At 61.0% G+C, this 17,290-nt stretch carries 14 protein-coding genes; 5 read left to right on the top strand and 9 right to left on the bottom strand.

Annotated features, from left to right (window positions below; all coding sequences use genetic code 11):
• Nucleotides 1–48: 48 nt before the first annotated feature.
• The 3 genes from ACIPY2_RS16740 to ACIPY2_RS16730 are packed head-to-tail and all read right to left on the bottom strand — an operon-like array spanning nt 49 to nt 4,852.
• Complete coding sequence (locus tag ACIPY2_RS16740; protein ID WP_400267518.1) at nt 49–1,176, bottom strand: restriction endonuclease subunit S; 1,128 nt, start codon at nt 1,174–1,176, stop codon at nt 49–51.
• Nucleotides 1,173–2,801 carry a type I restriction-modification system subunit M gene (locus ACIPY2_RS16735; protein ID WP_400267517.1) on the bottom strand — a complete coding sequence of 543 codons (1,629 nt, stop codon included), beginning with the start codon at nt 2,799–2,801 and terminating at the stop codon, nt 1,173–1,175. The genes ACIPY2_RS16740 and ACIPY2_RS16735 overlap by 4 nt, the downstream gene beginning before the upstream one ends.
• Nucleotides 2,801–4,852, bottom strand: coding sequence for a hypothetical protein (locus ACIPY2_RS16730; RefSeq protein WP_400267516.1), 2,052 nt, complete (start codon nt 4,850–4,852; stop codon nt 2,801–2,803). The genes ACIPY2_RS16735 and ACIPY2_RS16730 overlap by 1 nt, the downstream gene beginning before the upstream one ends.
• A gap of 285 nt (nt 4,853–5,137) precedes the next feature.
• On the opposite strand from ACIPY2_RS16730, the gene ACIPY2_RS16725 reads away from it, so the two are divergent.
• On the top strand, nt 5,138–6,553 hold the full coding sequence (locus tag ACIPY2_RS16725) for a DUF2130 domain-containing protein (protein WP_400267515.1): 1,416 nt from the start codon (nt 5,138–5,140) through the stop codon (nt 6,551–6,553).
• Nucleotides 6,554–6,708: 155 nt separating this feature from the next.
• Here ACIPY2_RS16725 and ACIPY2_RS16720 read toward each other — a convergent pair whose 3' ends face one another.
• Nucleotides 6,709–7,497, bottom strand: a complete 789-nt coding sequence (locus ACIPY2_RS16720) for a putative protein N(5)-glutamine methyltransferase (protein ID WP_400267514.1) — start codon at nt 7,495–7,497, stop codon at nt 6,709–6,711.
• A gap of 321 nt (nt 7,498–7,818) precedes the next feature.
• Between ACIPY2_RS16720 and ACIPY2_RS16715 the strand changes: the two genes are divergently transcribed.
• Both ACIPY2_RS16715 and ACIPY2_RS16710 read left to right on the top strand, forming a co-directional pair.
• The gene (locus tag ACIPY2_RS16715) at nt 7,819–8,034 is read left to right on the top strand and encodes a hypothetical protein (protein WP_400267513.1); all 216 of its coding nucleotides are present in this window, start codon (nt 7,819–7,821) and stop codon (nt 8,032–8,034) included.
• A gap of 45 nt (nt 8,035–8,079) precedes the next feature.
• Nucleotides 8,080–8,340 (top strand): hypothetical protein, encoded by a 261-nt coding sequence (locus tag ACIPY2_RS16710; protein WP_400267512.1) that lies wholly within the window; start codon nt 8,080–8,082, stop codon nt 8,338–8,340.
• A 72-nt stretch (nt 8,341–8,412) separates the two neighbouring features.
• On the opposite strand, the gene ACIPY2_RS16705 is transcribed toward ACIPY2_RS16710, so the two are convergent.
• Entirely contained in the window at nt 8,413–10,953 is a 2,541-nt protein-coding gene (locus tag ACIPY2_RS16705; protein ID WP_400267511.1) for an ATP-dependent DNA ligase, read from the bottom strand.
• 38 nt (nt 10,954–10,991) lie between these two features.
• Between ACIPY2_RS16705 and ACIPY2_RS16700 the strand changes: the two genes are divergently transcribed.
• Nucleotides 10,992–11,858, top strand: coding sequence for a Ku protein (locus ACIPY2_RS16700; protein ID WP_400267510.1), 867 nt, complete (start codon nt 10,992–10,994; stop codon nt 11,856–11,858).
• 49 nt (nt 11,859–11,907) lie between these two features.
• Here the strand turns inward: ACIPY2_RS16700 and ACIPY2_RS16695 are convergent, their stop codons facing one another.
• The 4 genes from ACIPY2_RS16695 to ACIPY2_RS16680 all read right to left on the bottom strand — a co-directional run bounded on the left by ACIPY2_RS16695 (nt 11,908) and on the right by ACIPY2_RS16680 (nt 16,259).
• Nucleotides 11,908–12,744 carry a carbohydrate ABC transporter permease gene (locus ACIPY2_RS16695; protein WP_400267509.1) on the bottom strand — a complete coding sequence of 279 codons (837 nt, stop codon included), beginning with the start codon at nt 12,742–12,744 and terminating at the stop codon, nt 11,908–11,910.
• The gene (locus ACIPY2_RS16690; RefSeq protein ID WP_400267508.1) at nt 12,741–13,709 is read right to left on the bottom strand and encodes a carbohydrate ABC transporter permease; all 969 of its coding nucleotides are present in this window, start codon (nt 13,707–13,709) and stop codon (nt 12,741–12,743) included. The genes ACIPY2_RS16695 and ACIPY2_RS16690 overlap by 4 nt, the downstream gene beginning before the upstream one ends.
• Nucleotides 13,710–13,717: 8 nt before the next feature.
• Nucleotides 13,718–15,016, bottom strand: a complete 1,299-nt coding sequence (locus tag ACIPY2_RS16685) for an ABC transporter substrate-binding protein (protein WP_400267507.1) — start codon at nt 15,014–15,016, stop codon at nt 13,718–13,720.
• A gap of 61 nt (nt 15,017–15,077) precedes the next feature.
• Complete coding sequence (locus tag ACIPY2_RS16680; RefSeq protein ID WP_400267506.1) at nt 15,078–16,259, bottom strand: aminotransferase class V-fold PLP-dependent enzyme; 1,182 nt, start codon at nt 16,257–16,259, stop codon at nt 15,078–15,080.
• A gap of 280 nt (nt 16,260–16,539) precedes the next feature.
• Between ACIPY2_RS16680 and ACIPY2_RS16675 the strand changes: the two genes are divergently transcribed.
• On the top strand, nt 16,540–17,232 hold the full coding sequence (locus ACIPY2_RS16675) for a FadR/GntR family transcriptional regulator (protein WP_400267505.1): 693 nt from the start codon (nt 16,540–16,542) through the stop codon (nt 17,230–17,232).
• The last annotated feature ends 58 nt before the right edge of the window (nt 17,233–17,290 follow it).

Below are 17,290 nucleotides of genomic sequence, written 5' to 3'. Positions count from 1 at the left end.
AAATCCTGCTTTAGGTCGGAGTCGCTGGACGGGCTGGCGCGTCGAAGCTCACACCCCCACGTCTTCCAGCACCTTCTCCGCGTCCTTGACTCTCAGCTTGCCGGACATGAGTTGTGGGAGGAGAGCGTCGCGGGTGGCGGTGAGTTTACGGTTCTCGTTGAGATGCGACTGAATAAGCGCTCGTAACGGTTCGACGGTTTCATTGAATCCAACGAGGACGTCGTGCCCAGGAAGTGCAACATCAGTCGCAACGATCACTTTCGCGTTCATGTTCTTCTGCACGGAGCCTGTCATTGCTCCCTCGGCGTATTCGAGATACTGCGGCGACCTCAGGAAGTAGTAGAGATACAGGGCTTGGACGGGATCGTGCGGCTTGAGGCGAACGAGATAAGACGCGAAGACTGCTTCAGGGTCACCGGAATCGATAAAGGCTGCCTTGCCTGGATCTGCCATACGGGCGACCAATATATCCCCGGGCGATACACGGTACTTGGCTAACTCCGCGTGGCTGACAGTGCAGTTCGGGGTGCTATCCCATTCGATCCAAGGTTTCTTATTAATATCCGTGACTCGGAGAAACCTAGGGCCGGGCTCTGCGTGCGCTGATGTCGTTACCCCGTACTGCGTCGCAACCAACTTGGACAGAAGAACCGTCTGATCTGCATCCTGATTTACGTGGGAGAAGTGAATAGTTGCCAGCTCAGCAATGGAGGTAGCCAGTTTGGTGTTGGCGGCGATCTTGTTGTCGAGGGCGCCCAGAACCTCCGCGATTGCCTGCTGCTCGTCGAACGGTGGCACGAGAACAGGCACCTGCGCAATATAGTTTCTGTTCAACATCGGTTGAACAGAACCAGAGTCGTAGCCAGCAAGATCCGTGTTTTCAAAGTAGTGGAATACCCACCGGGGCAAGTTACCCTTAAAGTCCTTCACAAACATGGTGGTGTTGTGTGGCCAGAAGTCACCCTCCGACCACTTCGGCTGACCGAGATTCGTTGCCCGTCCGATCGTGACTCCTGGGCCCCTAACGGGTCCTTCGTCATGGAATCCGCCGGTCTCTCCCGACGTGAGCACCGGGAATGGACCGGGACGACGGGCGTGATGGGGGAGGTCGAATCCCCTTTGTATGGATACCACTTCTGAAAGCGGTTGAACCTGCCAGCCTTCCGGCGTGCTCACGAAACCCTCCCCAACTGCTCACGCACAACAGCCGCCAGCCGCTCGGACTCTTCGAATTGTTCAAACAGCTCCTTGGAAAGCCGTGCGATCTTCTCCTCGATCGGTTCGCCGTCGTCCTCCACCTCGGCCGCACCAACGTATCGTCCAGGCGTCAGTGCATAGTCCGCGGCCTTGATCTCGGCAAGTGAAGCTGAATAGCAAAAGCCTGCTTCGTCGTCGTACGTCAACCCGGCCTCAATCGCCGAAGCCGTGCCACGCCACGCGTGGTAGGTGTTGGCGATCTTGGCAATGTCCTCATCCGACAGTGCTCGCTCGGCTCGGTCCACCATGTGGCCGAGGTTCCGAGCGTCGATAAATAGCACTTGCCCGGTTCGATCTACCGAGCCGCGGGGGCCGGCCGTCTTGTCCTTGGCGAAGAACCACGTACATACAGGGATGCCGGTGCTGCGGAATAGCTGCGTGGGCAGGGCCACCATGCAGGAGACGAGGTCGGCCTCCACCAGCTGGGCGCGGATCTCACCTTCGCCGCCGGAGTTGGAGGACATGGACCCGTTGGCCATGACCACGCCTGCGCTGCCGCCGGGTGCCAGCTTGGAAATGATGTGCTGGATCCAGGCATAGTTGGCGTTTCCGGCTGGCGGGACGCCATACTTCCAGCGTGGGTCCGACTCAAGTCGAGCCCAGTCCTTGATGTTGAAGGGCGGGTTGGCCATGATGAAGTCCGCGCCGTTGTTGCCGGTCAGCTCGGGGTGCTGGTCGCGGGCGAACGTGTCGCCCCAGCGGGAAGCTAGGTTGGCGTTGAGGCCGTGGATGGCCAGGTTCATCTTCGCCATCCGCCAGGTGCGCTCGTTGAGCTCCTGGCCGTAGACGGAGATGTCGGAGCCTTCCATGTTGTGCGCCTCGAGGAACTTCTCGGCTTGCACGAACATGCCGCCGGACCCACAGCAGGGGTCATACACTCGCCCGCGGTGGGGTTCCAGAACCTCCACCAGGACGCGGACCACACCGGCGGGCGTGTAGAACTCGCCGCCTCGCTTGCCCTCGGCCTTGGCGAATTTTTCGAGGAAGTACTCGTAGACCTCACCTAGCAAGTCCCGGGCCTTGCTGGCGCCCTGGCCCGTGAACCGTGCGGAGTTGAACAGGTCCAGCAACTCACCCAGGCGACGCTGGTCCACGTTGTCTCTGTTGTAGATGCGGGGGAGCGTGGCGGCAAGGGACTTGTTGTCCATCATGATCATGTCCATGGCCTCGTCAATGAGCTGGCCCACTAACTTGGGGTGCTCGCCCATGGCTGCAGGAAGGCCCTTGGCGTTCTCTGCCAGATAGCTCCAACGTGCCCGAGGCGCCACCCAGAAGACGCCGCGGCCGGTGTACTCGTCGACGTCGTCAATCAGCTGAGCAATCTGGTCCTCGTTGAGACCGTCGGCCTCCAGTTCGGCTTGGATCTGTTCACGGCGTTCGTCGAAAGCGTCGGAGACGTACTTCAGGAACACCAAACCCAGGATCACGTCCTTGTACTGTGAGGCATCCATGGAGCCGCGCAGTTTGTCCGCGGCTTTCCAGAGGGTGTCCTTGAGTTCCTTCATGGTGGACGGGGCGAGGTCCACCTTCAATTTCGGGGGCATTACTGGGTTCCTTTGGTCTGTGGGTCGGCGAGATTAGTGCTTGGATCTATCAGAGTGAGGCTTCCGCTCGCCACGCCGTCCGTAATCAGCGTAGCGACTTCTTGGAGTTGCCTGAGTCGTTGTCGGGCTTGTTCCTGCTCGTGCTGCAGCCGGGCAAGAGCATCGCCCAGATTTCTCAGCTGGGCCTCAGGTACGCGACGCAGGCGCCACCGGCGCCAGGCTTTGTCCGTTGGGGAAAGGCTGTTGATGTCCGATGCAACGACGGACGGCAACAGCCCGCCCGGGTCGCCGGCCTTGACCCGTAGTATCTTCGCCGGGAATATGACGACGGAACCACCGTGGGTGTCTACCACGGCGGCGGGCCGAGGGCTAGTGCAGAAGACGATGTCGCCGGGCTGAGTGAGCCGGCTTGCAGGATAGTTGGCTGCCAGATCCAGGAGGCCGATGTACCGGTGCGGTGCGTTGTGCGGGTCAAGCAGTTCCGCCGGGCCCAAGGCCCGGGCTCCCTTCTGCGGATTCAAGTCTGCCTCCGCCAACCGGTTTCCCTTGATGTGCTTGAGGGTGCCGTAGGTGATGAGTCTCTGGATGGAAGCAGCCTGATTCACCATGTTGTTATGTGTGGTCACGACCTGCGGAGCAGGCGATGCACCGGAATGCAGCAGACGTCCCAGTTCCTCTACCCGGAGTGCTGCCTCCGCGCCAGTTGGCATTCCAACCGAACTATAGGGCGGCGCTGGCACCAAGGACTTGCTGGCCAGCAGCTGCTGGGTTGGCATCAGTCGAGCGAATCGTAACGCATGGGCGCGGACCATAGCGCCGGTCCCCATCGAGGCAATAATGTCGCTGACCAAATCCTGCTTCACGTCTTCAGTGAGATCTTGAGTGCTGACGTCCGCCACCATGGTCCAGCGTCCAGCACTGGGATTGTCAGCTAGAGAGGGACCCATCACCCAGAGGGCTTGAGCTTCGCGGGGTTTGGCGCGCAGCAGGCCTTGGGGCAACCGCACAATGGCGCGGACCCGCCCGATTCGCAGCAAATCTCCACGGAGCGCCGCTAGGCCGACGTCCATCGGGGGATCGCAGAGAACCCGTGCTGGGGCGATGATGACAGCCCGCTGTTGATCATCCATCTGCAGGAGAAGCTGTTCCATTGTCTCAAGGATCTGTGCTCCGTTCATTCCGGATTCACCTGGAGAAGGGTACTGAGCCACGTGAACTACAGGTCCTTGAACGGCGAACTCCCCGCTCGGATCGAGATGGATCTGCCCGCAGTCCACACCGTGCACCCGCAGTCGGCGCCGCACCAGGCGACCTGAAGCGCCGTCGTCGTCCGCTGTCAGAAACGTGACCGGCGCTGCTTCTCCGGCGGCATGGACGACGCCCAGCAGAAGATCGCTACCGCCTCTTGAGGAATCAGCAAAGACGGAGTTTCCGCCAAGAGTTGCGGCCAGTTCAACGGCGGCAGCGGCCACCAACTCCACAGCAGAGTCGGTGAGGGCAGTGGCCGAGTACTCTTTCGGCCCCTCGCGGAACCTCCCAGCCAGCAAACGCTCGAAGGCCGCTGCAACGTTGTAGGCACTGTCCGTCAGCCGGTCGGCCAATGCCGCAGTGGAGGCAAGCGACGTCCCCGCGGCTTCGATTTCGGAATACAGGAATGTGTCATCCGGATCGCACTCGTCTGCAGCATCCAGCAAGTCCTCCCGGCTCAGTTGTGCCAACGAGTTGCCAGTAATCGCCTTAAGCACCAGCAGAGCCGTGAGGGTGTCGAAGGTATTTACCTGGACGCCGTCGGTGGTCGTTACAGGCATTCGGGTGAAGGCGGCGACGTCGTTGGCAGCCTCGGGGTTGTTGCCCCGTCCAGTGTCGGTCAGCCAAGCGGCGACGTGGGCGGAGTCGAAGAGCTCCAACCCGCCGTCGTGCTCTACAGGCTGCGGAAACGGGTGGACGGATCTTGCGCTGCGTTTGCGCCACATGGACACCACTGGGCGCTGTACCTGGGCGAGGGCGGCAACGTCCGAGAGGGTCATATGCATGGCTTCTGTTTGGTCCATGAGCGTCTCCTTTCGTCGTTGATCTCAGCTTAGTATCGCGTTCTAGTTCGCGGACAGCGAATGGTGATAAGGGGGGTTATCAACATCTTTGATTTCAACGCTTTTGCATTGCCGTAGCTTCATTCTCAAACAACGAGGGAAGTCTCCGGAGTTGTGACTGCCGCGGAAACCATGCATTGGGGGCCTGGTTTCCGCGTATCTCGAGAGTCCTTCTCCCTCTGAAAAACGGAGGGTCCACCAGTGCGGCCGTTCAGGGCCGACCTAGCCTGATTTGAGGTTCCAGACATGCATGACATCAAGTGCCCGCACTGCGGACAGACATTTACTATCGACGAAGCCGGCTACGCCGACATCGCCAAGCAGGTTCGCGATGCTGAGTTCGAACAGCAGCTCAACGAACGGCTAGAACTGGCAGAACGGGACAAGGCCGCGGCTCTCGAGCTCGCGGCGACGAAGTCCGCCGGTGAACTTCAGAAGGCTGCATCGGCCAAGGATGCTGAGATCCAGGAGCTGAAGTCGAAGCTCGATGCTGTTGAGGTCGCACAGAAGCTCGCCGTAACAGAGGCGCTTAGTGCCGTCGAGAAGGAGCGCGATGGGCTCATGAAGGAGCTCGAACAGGCGAAGCAGGAGAAACAGGCATCAGCTGAACTGGCCGAGGCGAAGCTCGCTAACGAACTTCAGAAGACTGCATCGGAGAAAGACTCCGCAATCCAGGACCTCAAGGCGAAGCTCGAAGCCATCGAAACCGCGCAGAAGCTTGAGATCTCCGAAGCAGTCAACACGGTCGAAAAGGAGCGGGACAAACTCAAGAGCAGCCTTGATCGGGCCGATCTCGAGAAGCAGCTCGGTGAGAAGGCTCTGAAAGACAAATACGAAACCCAGATCAAGGACCGTGAAGAACAGATCGAGCGGCTGCGGGACTTGAAAGCGAAGCTGTCTACCAAGATGGTCGGCGAAACTCTTGAGCAGCACTGCGAGACCGAGTTCAACCGCATCCGCGCCACAGCCTTTCCCCTTGCCTATTTCGAGAAGGACAACGATGCGCGGGCCGGGAGCAAGGGTGATTACATCTTCCGCGACTTCGATAGTGTCGGTACTGAGATTGTGTCGATCATGTTTGAGATGAAGAACGAGAACGACGGAACCGCGACCAAACACAAGAACGAAGACTTCCTGAAAGAGCTGGATAAGGATCGCACGGAGAAGGGGTGCGAGTACGCCGTGCTGGTCTCTCTGCTCGAGCCTGATAGCGAGCTCTACAACACCGGGATCGTCGATGTCTCTCACCGCTATCCGAAGATGTACGTCATCCGGCCGCAGTTCTTCATCCAGTTGATCGCGCTGCTGCGGAATGCCGCGATGAATTCGCTCGAATACAAGACCGAGCTGGCCATGGTCAAGGCGCAGAACTTGGACATCACGAATTTTGAACAGCAGATCAGCGATTTCAAGGACGCGTTCGGTCGGAACTGGAGGCTCGCCTCCGACGGCTTCGTGGAGGCGATCAAGCGTATCGACGAAGCGATCAAGGACTTGGAAAAGACGAAAGTGGCGCTGCAGAAGTCTGCCGACAACCTGCGGCGTGCGAACGCCAAAGCCGACGATCTCACCATTAGGAAGCTCACACGGGGTAACTCGACAATGACCGCCAAATTTGCCGAATTGGAGGCGGCGAAGACGGCAGGGTGGGACGTCAACTGACACGCCTTTTCAGGGTGCGCGTGGTGTACTAATGCCATCAAAGATCCTGATGTGCGTATTCCCAAGAGACTGATTGCATCAACTGAAGCAGCGAAGGCCGTCACCCGAAGTGGTGCGGCCTTCGCTGCTACTTTGGATCCTCGAAAGCCGGCGGTTCAGTGGTCCCTTGGGGAACCGATCACCAGTGTGGCATCAAGATCTGCGTCCGTCACCACGTCCGCAGTCAACCCGGCTCGCGCCAGAAGCCCCGCGGTCGTGCTGGCCTGCACTTTCGAGGTCTCAATCAGCAGGACGCCATTCAGCGCCAACCACTCTGTTGAGTCCATGGCGACCCGACGCTGCACATCCAAACCGTCAGCACCGCCGTCGAGCGCTGCCAGTGGTTCATGGAGCCGCGCTTCCGGCGGCATCATGCTGATCGCGTCGGTGGGGACGTAAGGGGCATTGACCAGGAGGACGTCGACCCTTCCCATCAGCCCGCGGGGGAGCGGCTCAAAAAGGTCGCCTTGGAAAACCTGGCCACCGCGGGGTTCGATGTTCCGCCGGGCGCACTTCACGGCTACGGGATCAATATCGGCCGCGTACAGTTCGCAACCGGAGAGGACGTCGCTGAGCGCCGCACCGATTGCGCCGGAACCGCAGCATAAATCGACGACGACGGCGGCCGGGTTGCCGCGTTCGGCCATCATCCGGGCCGCCTGCTCCACGAGGAACTCCGTACGGCGTCGTGGAACAAAGACTCCTGGTTCAATGGCCATCCGGGTCCCGCAGAATTCCACCCATCCAAGTAGGTGCTCCAAGGGGAGTCCACCGGCCCGTCGGCGCACCATGACGTCCAGCTCTTCAAGGCTTCCGGCCGCCTCCATCAGCAGGGCTGCTTCCTCCTCCGCGAACACGCAGCCTGCCGCCCGAAGTGCGTGCACGATCGCGGAATCCGGGGACATGGAGCCATGCTAACAAGCCGCCCTTTGAAGATGGACGCACGGAAAGGGTTTCCAAAGACTGCTGTTCCTGGTTATGGTGTGACGCATGGGAACACTGATTTTTGAGTAGACCGGCCTGCGCTTTTGTTGGCGCAGCCCGTTTTACCTGACAAGAATCCACGCCTGTTGAGGCCCTGCCTCCATGCCGTTCCCGTCGTCGCCCGCGGTTCCTGTGGTTCCGCCCCTGTCTGCATGACTGCACAGTTGCCTGCGTAACTGCATGGGACGCCGTGGTTCCCGTGTCTCTTCAGGACTTCACCGACACTCTGAAGGAGTCCACCAGTGACTGCCAATACGCCTGACAACAACCAAGCTGACCAGAACATCCAAGCTGGCCAAGGCGGCATCAAGTCCAAATTGACCGATGCCCAGAGGGCCATGCTGGCGAGCAAATCCGGGGGTGGCGCTCCCGGTGGCTGGCAAAGCACCGGCAAGGGCCACAAGCCCACGCATGCCAGTGGAAAGCAGGCAAAAACCATGAAAAAGGTCCGCTGGTAGGCCTAAAATTAGAAGCGCTTCGTTTCACTGAAGAAAGGAAGAACCATGACCACCAACCATGACGCCGCAGGCATTAACCCCGAGGTGGCAAGCCATCTCCTGGAGTCCATGGACATGGCTCCGATGCCGGAGCCCGCCAACCTTGCAATGGCCCTGGGAACAGACCAAGGCCAGCAATGGCCGGACGGCAACGGCAAGCGCCGTCATCCGAAAGACCGGGACCAAGCCCACGGACGGGCTGGCCAGGGAGCTGCGGTCACGGCCGTACACCGGACCAGCCGGCCCCAGATGCCGCACTCCTCCTGACCAAACCCCGGCCTGCCCAACCAGGGGACAGCACACGTTCCACTGAGCGCGTAGTGGAACGTTAGCTGTCCCCTAGTCGGGCAGGCTGACGTCGGAAGGGGACTTGTCCGGCCGCCAACCCCGCCACACCGGGTGGCGCAAACGTCCGGGCCCGGTCCACTCGCCGAAGGTCACCTCGGCCACCAGCTCCGGCTCCACCCACCGTGCACCGGCCGAATCCTCCCGGGGTATTTCGCTGAAGGGGGATTCCGTTACCGCGTGCGACTCCAAAACAGCCAGGATCTCCTTCAGCTGCCAGTCCTTGAAACCCGTGCCAACGCGGCCCACGTACCGCAGCTTTTCGCCGTCGGGAATACCAAGCAGCAGGGATCCGAAGGTGCCGCTGCGCGCTCCCGCTCCCGGACGCCAACCTCCGATCACCACTTCCTGGCTTCGCTCCAGCTTGAGTTTGATCCACGAACGGCTCCGGCGCCCCGGCGTGTATCGGCTGTCCGCCTTCTTGGCCATCACGCCTTCGAGCCCCAACTCACCCGCCACGGTCAAAAGGTCCTCGACGTTGTGGTCCAGGACCTCGGACAAATGCAGGGGGCAGCCAGTATCCAGTCGTCCCGCGAACTCCTGCAACCGGTCCCGGCGCAGGCGGTAAGGCAGCCCGCTCAAGTCCGTACCGGCGTCGTACAACAAATCAAAAAGGATCAGCTGTACCGGAACCGAGGCCCGGGCGCGTTCGATGTCCGCGGTCTTGACCAGGTTCATGCGCTGTTGGAGCCTGCCGAAATCAGGCCGGGACCCTTTGCCGAGCGCCACGATCTCGCCGTCGGCCACAAAGTCGGCGTCGGGCCAGCAGGCGCGTTCGGTCAGTTCGGGGTAGGTGGCTGTGAGGTCGTTGCCATTGCGGCTCATGAGGCGGATCTTGCCTTCGGTGCCGGTAATGATGGCGCGGATGCCGTCCCATTTGAGTTCATAGAGCCAGTCGCTGCCGGTCAGTTCGGCCGTGGTTCCCGAGGATGCCAGCATCGGTGCGTAGTCCGGCATGGGTCCAGGCTCGACGGCGGGCGCGGGCTTGCGTGCGGCCGCGGCGGGCTTCGCCGACGGTCCCTTTCGGTCGGGCTGCTCCTTCATCAAGTGGATCAGCCAGCGGTCGCCTGTGTTGATCAGGGCAAAGCGCTTGGTTCCGCCCAAGCCGCCGCCGGGCTCACCCGTGAGTGTGGCGATGACTTCCTTGCCTTCGCGCCACTTCTCGCACGTGTACTCGCCGCGGTCCCAGATGGTCACCGTGCCGCCGCCGTACTCGCCCTTGGGGATCACTCCGGCGAAGTTGGCGTAGTCCATGGGGTGGTCCTCGGTGTGGACGGCCAGGTTGTTACGGTCCGGTGTCTCCGGTACCCCGCGGGGTAGCGCCCAGGAGACGAGGACGCCGTCGTGTTCCAAGCGAAAGTCCAGGTGATAGCGGCGGGCGTGATGTTCCTGGATGACAAAGATGCCACCCGGTGGCTGGGGGTCGCCCGGCCTGGGCTGATCGGACGAGCCACCGGGCGTCCGCCCGACGGAGGGAACGGACGACGACGGGAACGGTTCCGGCGTCTTGTCCGGATCGCGCATTCCCACGTACTTGGCCAGGCGCCCCTCCACCGTGGCCTTTTCCCGACCACCCGCCTTCGGCGGCCCTTTACCGACTCCGGAAGTCCCGCCGTCGTTGTCTTCTGCGTGGGGCGGGAGGTGCCTGCCCGAGATGGGTGCAAAGAAGTCCTCGCCTGTGCTGACTCGCTCCATGACCTCGGTAAAGTCCAGATGGTCCAGATCCGGGTCCTCAAGTTCAGCCCACGTCCTGGGCGCTGCGACCATGGGGTGCGCCTTTCCGCGGAGCGAGTACGGGACGATGGTGGTCTTGTTGCCGCTGTTCTGGCTCCAGTCGACCAGCACTTTGCCCTTGCGCAGGGACTTCTTCATGTCGCTGACAACGAGTTCCGGATGATCCGCTTCGAGGGCGCGGGCAAGCTCGTGCGCGAACGCGGAAACCTGCTCGGACTTGAGTGTCCCGTCCAGCCCGGTGTAGAGGTGGATGCCTTTGCTGCCGCTCGTGACGGGAACCGGCTCCATGCCCATGTCATGCAGGATTGACCGTGCCAGGAGGGCCACCTCAACGCATTCGGGGAGGCCGGCGCCCGGGCCGGGATCCAGATCCAGGACGAAGCGGTCCGGTCGCAGTGGAGTGCCGGACGGATCCACTTGCCACTGCGGGACGTGAATTTCCAGCGAAGCAATCTGTGCCATCCACGTCAGCGTGGCGAGGTTGTTGACCATGGGGTAGTCGTTGGTGTGGTCCGAATGGTGGATAGTGGCCCGCGGGATCCACCTCGGTGCGGAGTCCTCGAGGTTCTTCTGGAAGAACACCTCGCCTGGGTTCGCGGAGGTGCCCACGCCGTTGACCCAACGCTTGCGGGTCACGGGCCGGTTGGCTGCCGCGGGTATGAGGAACGGGGCAACCGCGGCGTAGTAGGCCAGGACTTCAGCCTTGGTGGTGCCGGTCTCCGGGTAGATGATTTTGCCCAGGTTGGTGAGGGTCAGCTCGTGGCCCTCGACGACGACACGCTCCTTCTGCTTTACTGCCACCTCTTCTCCTCTGTTGTCTTGTGCTGTTGACTGGGTGCATGAGGGCCATCTGGAAGGGATCTATCGCGTTCGGTCTGGTCAACGTACCAGTGAAGCTCTACAGTGCCACGGAGGATCACGATATTGGACTCCACCAAGTCCACAATAAGGATGGTGGACGCATCCGTTACCAGCGCAAATGCGAAATTTGCGGTGAAGTTGTGGCGTACGAGGATATCGATAAGGCCTACGAAGAAGAAGGTCGCACGGTCGTCCTCACCTCAGCCGAATTGAAGTCCCTCCCCGAAGAAAACAGCCGCGAAATCGAGGTGGTGGAGTTCATTCCCGCCGAGCAGCTGGACCCCATCATGTACGAACGCAGCTACTTCCTGGAGCCGGACTCCAAATCGCCCAAGGCCTATATGCTCCTGCGGCAAACCCTGGAGGACACGGACAGGATCGCGATCGTCCAGTACGCACTGCGCCAGAAAACACGCCTAGGAGCCCTGCGCGTTCGCGGTGACGTGTTGCTGCTGCAGGCTCTCTTGTGGGGTGATGAAGTCCGGGAGGCCAAGTTCCCTTCCCTCGAGACCGACATCAAGATCTCGGACAAAGAACTGGAGATGTCCTCCGCCCTGGTCGAATCCATGGCCCACGACTTCGACCCCGATGAGTACACCGACGACTACCAGGTGCAGCTGAAGACGCTGATCGAGGCCAAGCTGGAGAAGGGCGAGGCCCTGGATACCGAGGCCACGTTCGGCAATGTCGAAGGCGAAGGCGAGGGCGGCGACGTCATCGACCTCATGGAAGCGCTCAAGCGAAGCCTCGACAAGAAACGCGGCAAGGACAAAGCGTCCGACGACGACGCTGCCGCCAGCAAAACCGCCAGCAAACCAAAGGCGCGGGCAAAGAAAAAGGCGTGAATCGCCGTCGGGCGCCTGAGGGGCGCCCGACGGTTCCGTGTTCGCAGTCTCAGCCCTTCACTGAGCCTGCCGTAAGTCCCTGGACAATGAACTTGCTGGCAAAGGCAAAGATCACCAGCGTGGGAACCACCGTCAAAACTGCGGCAGCGGACATGGAACCCCAATCAATGTTGAAGCTCGAGATGAAGCCGGCCAACGCCGTCGGGATGGTCTTGTTGCTGTCGCTGTTCATCAGCGTCACGGACAGGAAAAGCTCGTTCCAGCAGTTCACGAAATTGAACACAAAACTCGCCGCGATACCGGGCAACATCACCGGGACGATGACCCGGAAGAGCGCCCCCATCCGCGAACAACCATCAATCATGGCGGCCTCTTCCAAAGCGTCGGGGACGTTCTCGAAGAAGCCGCGCAGCATGATGGTACAGAACGGGATGCAGATGGCGATGTAGATCAGGATCAAGCCGGTCTTGGAATCCACCAGCCCGAAGTCCGTCATCATCAGGTACAACGGACCCAGGGCGATGAACCCCGGGATCATCTGGGTGATGAGGAAAGCACCCAAAACGGCGCCCCGCCCGGAGAACTGGAACCGGGCCAGGACATAGGCGGAGAGCAGCGAGATGAGCGTCGCCACCGACGCGGCAACCAGCGCCACCACCAGGCTGTTGAGCATGTACTGGCCGAAATCGGACTTGGTGAACAACCCGACGTAGTTGTCCAGGGACAGCTGCTTCGGCCAGTAATCCAAGGGCAGCGAGTAGATGGCGCCCGGCGCCTTGAGGGACGTCACCACGATCCAGTACAGCGGAAAGACAGTGACGATCAGGCACAGGCCCAGGAAGACCACCTTCGAAATCCGCCCCACGAGCGTTGGAGTATTGATCATCGGTCTCCCTTTCGAAAGCGGACAGCCATGAGGTAGAAGGCCGCGAAAAGCATGAGGGTGACCATGACGATCAACCCCAGGGCGGATGCCTTGCCGTAGTCACCTTCCTGGGTAATTTTGATCATGTACGTGGTGATGATGTGGGTTTGGTCGGCCGGACCGCCGCCCGTCATGGCGAAGATGATGTCCGGGAAGTTGAAGATCCAAATCACCCGCAGCAGGATGGTCAACGCCAGCGTGGTGGAGATGCTCGGCAGCGTGATGCTGAAGAACGTCCGAATCTTGCCGGCGCCGTCCAAGGCGGCGGCCTCGTACATCTCGTCGGACACCGACTGCAGGGCGGCAAGGATCATGATGGCGAAGAACGTCACGCCGTACCAGATGTTGGCGATGATGATCGCGGTCATGGCGAAGCCGGGATCGGACAGCCACGGAATGGGCGAGCTGATGAGCCCAGCCTTCATCAGCAGGTCATTGACTACGCCAAACTCCGCGTTGAACATCCACCGGAACAGCATGCCGATGAGGAAACCGGACACGGCCCAAGGGAAGAAGATCATGGCCTGGTAAGCCCCGCGCATCCGGAACCGCCGCTTCAGGAACAAAGCCACGGCAAACCCGATGACCACTTGCGGGACCAACGAGCCGACGACCCACACCACGGTATTGCGGACGATCGTTCCGAACTCGGGGGCGTCGAACAGGCTCTGGAAGTTTCCGAAGCCAATCCAGGAAGTATCGGAAAGGTCATTCAGGTTCCAGTTCCGGAACGCCATCTGGCTGCCGGCGATCATGGGGTAGTACGTGAAGACCCCAACGAACACCGCGGCCGGAGCCAGGAAGGCCAGCAGGGCCAGGGCGGTCCGGCCGTTGAACCGCCTTTTTGTGCTGCCGGTACGCTGTTCCCGCTGACCTTCCTTGGGCCTCGAAGGCGGCGATGTGGAGCGCTTGACGTCGAGACTCATCGGACTGCTTAGCCCTTCATCTTTCCTGTCCAGTAGCTGTCCCAGCTGGCCAGCAGGTCCTTGGTGCTCATCTGTCCCGTGAGCACCCGCTGGAGTTCGCCGTCGGACTTCTTGATCCATTCAGTCCACCAGGAAACGCTGCGCGGCTGGATGGCGGAAACGTACGTGTCCGGGTTCTCAGTCATCTTCACGTAGGCAGCCCAAGGGCCGGTGCTGTAGAAGGTGTCCTGGGCCGCGGACTTCAGCGTCGGGACAAGGCTGTTGTCCTTGCTGAACGTTGTGGCGGCGTCGCCCTGCGCCAAATATTTGACGAGTTTGATTGCCTCCGGCTTGGCATTCGAGGACTGGGCAATGCCCCAGCCTGCCGAGGCAACGGGCTGGATCGCCTTGCCGCCCGGTCCCACCAGCAATGGCGCCACGTTCCACTGGTCCTGCTTGATCGCCTGGGACTCCTTGACGGTCGCGATGACCTCAGGGTCCTGCAGCAGGAAGGCCGTTGAACCGTTGCTGAAGCCCTGCACCATCTCCGGGTAACCCCATGCAACGGATGACGGCGGGGAGCCCTTCTTGAAGAGGTCGATGTAGAGATCCATTGCCTGCTGGGCTTTGGGTGAGGAGAAGATCGTCTTGCCGCTGGTCAGCTTGAAGGCGTTCTCCCTGTCGACCTCATCAGCAACGTAGGCCTCGATGATGGCGACGGCGTTGGAGTTTGCGTTTGTGCCTCCGCGGAACGCGTAGCCGAACTTGTTTTCGGACGGCTTGTTGAGCGCTTCAGCCTGCTTCGCCATCTCCTCCCAGCTGCCCGGAGGACCGTCGAATCCGGCCTGCTTGACCAGATCGGAGCGGTAGAAGAGGGAGAGGCCGTAGAAACCGTAGGGGATGTAGTAGGTCTTGCCGTTTTGCTTGGAATACGTGACCGCGTTTTCCGTGAGGTTGTTCCAACCGTCCCAACCCTCGAGGTCCTTGGTCATGTCGTAGAGCCAGTTGTTGGCGCCGAAGGAACCCACCGTGATGTCGCGTGCCTCCACCACATCCACGCCCTTGCCGGACTGGAGCATCTGCTGGATTTTCTGGTCCGCCTGGTCGGTGGGGGGAGAGATGAGATCGACTTTGATGTTCGGGTTTGCTTGCTCAAAACCGGCAAGGAGCTTCTTCAGGGTTTCTGTCCTGGTGGGGTTGGTGAGGCTCTCCACCATTTTCAAAGTGACCTTGCCGTCGGCGGCGCTCTGCCCGCCGCCGCCGCAGCCTGCCAAGGCCAGAACTGCCGCCAGGCCTGCTGCCGCAGATGCCATTATCCTGGATTTCACGTGGAGCCCTCCGTTGTTCGGTTAAGGTGGTTTGCGCCTTCATCGGCGCGGATGTTGATGTCTAAAGGGATCCGGCAAGCCGAACGAGTTCCGGCACTGCCCGCTCCGCGAAGAATTCGTAGTCACTGGGTGAGTTGTAGAGGTGTGCAGATAGTCGAAGGAATCCTTCACCGTTGAAGGTGGTCACCGCGGTCTCGATGTCCAGCCGCTCAGAGATAAACGCCCGCACGTCGTGGGAATCCTCATGCGTGGTGGCAAGGCCCGCGGGCAGGCGGATCAGCCGGAGCGGTCCCACAGGCATGCCTGCATCCACCTTGTGGTTCTGCCCGGTGAGGTCTGCAAAGGCATCGCCGATGATCGCTTCGCCGTAGTCGCACAGGGCCTTGGCATAGCTGCGGAATGTGGACCAGCCGTACCGTTGTTCGATGCTGCGGAACGAGGTGCCTGCGGCCATCCATGACGTCACATCCTGGGTGCCGACGTGGTCAAAGCTCTCCGGGAAGCTGTAGGGGAAACCCCATGAATCGATGAGTGGAGTCAGGCAAGCAGCGCGGTCCCCGCGAGCGACGAGTGCCGCCGTACCCCTGGGGGCGCAGGCGAATTTGTGGAGGTTGCCTACCCAGAAACCGTCGAATTCGGGCACGGGATTTTCCAGGACGCCGGGTGCGTGGGCGCCGTCCACGAGCAGGGGTACGCCGTGGGCCTCTGCCGCCCGGGCAACGGCCTCCACCGGAAAGGCCCGTGCCGTAGCCGATGTGATCTGGTCGAGCACGATCAGTGCCGTCTGGTCGTTTACTTCCGCCATCACGAGGGCAGTTGCAGTCTCTGCGTCCGCTTCAAGGGGTATTTGGGCAATACGGACCCGGCCATCGTACTTCCGTGCGATGCGGTAGGCGCCGTGCAGCACGGCCCCATAGGCATGGTTCGTCATCACAATTTCTGCGCCACGACCCAGGTCAAGTGAGTTATAGACGGCGCTGACTCCGGCACTGGCGTTCAACACCAGTGCCATGTGTTGCGCCTCGACTCCCAGGAAGGCGGCAACTTCAGCCCGGGCAGCTGCTACTGCTTTGTACTGTCCCATGAACCATGTGCACGGGTTCGAGTCCATGCGGGCCTTGAGTTCCAGTTGGAATTCCTGGGCCGCCCGGGGAACCGAACCGTAGGAACCATGGTTCAGGTGGACCTTGGAGGGGGTGAGGGTCCAGTCGGAGAGGGAAGGGGCGCCGTCGGGCGTTGTCATCGGACTTGGAGCCGTGAGGTTACTGGCTGGGTGCACAAGGGCCTTCTTGATCGAAGAGGCAGGACTGCCTGTAAGTTACCTCACATGAATGACCAAGACAACAGACGACTGCGGAAAGTCATAAGACAACTTGGCGGTAATTGTGCCCTTACAGCCCGCCGAGCCAGCATTTTGCAAAAGACATAGGATCTCTTTGACTTTGAAGTCTGATCACCTGCACCAAAGGCGCTTCGCGGCCGAAGTGCTGTAGCGTGTACCAAGTCTGGAGGAGGCGCGGCAAATGGGTGCAGTCGAAACGGCCATGCAGGGCCTGCGAAACAAGATCGCATCGGGCGAGCTGGCACCCGGGCAGAAATGCCCTCCGGAAGCGGAACTGTGTGCGCAGCTCGGAGTGTCACGGAGCTCCCTGAGGGAGGCCGTTCGAGCCATGTCGGCACTGGGCATTATGGAGTCGAGGCACGGCTCAGGGACCTACATATCGTCCTTGGAGCCGACGGTCATCCTCCAGAATTTCGCTCTGCTGGTGGATTTGCTCCCTCTGGACGGCTTGCTGGAGCTGTTCGAAATCCGGCGGCTGATGGAGTCGCATGCCGCGTCTTCGGCGGCTGCGAACGCGTCTCCTGCCGCCCTGGAATCCCTCACCTCTTTGGTGTCGAGCATGGAAAATACGCAAGACCCTGCTGAATACTCTGAATTGGACTCGCAGTTCCATGAGGAAATCTGCCGGGCAAGCGGTAACTCAACGTTGGCGGGCTTGGTGCGCCTCTTCCGTTCGCGGGGTGGCCACTTCCATATTTTCGACGGCGATGAGGGCACCGCTGTGCGGGAAGGCAGCACTGCCGGCCACGCTGCGATTGTGGAAGCCATCGCGCAGAAGAACCCCACCCTGGCCGCCACCGCCATGGGCGCTCACATTGCCCAGACCGAGGCCTGGCTCAAAAGATTGCGGCCTGTGCCGCGGCTCACTGATTGACTCGCCCGCCCGGCCGCAGCGGATGTCCTCACGCGGATTGCGTTGTCTGGCTGCTCAG

Source organism: Paenarthrobacter sp. NPDC089675 (genome assembly GCF_044749185.1).
GTDB lineage: Bacteria > Actinomycetota > Actinomycetes > Actinomycetales > Micrococcaceae > Arthrobacter.
The sequence above is the reverse complement of the archived record's forward strand: the minus strand, read 5'-3'. Positions and strand labels throughout refer to the sequence as shown.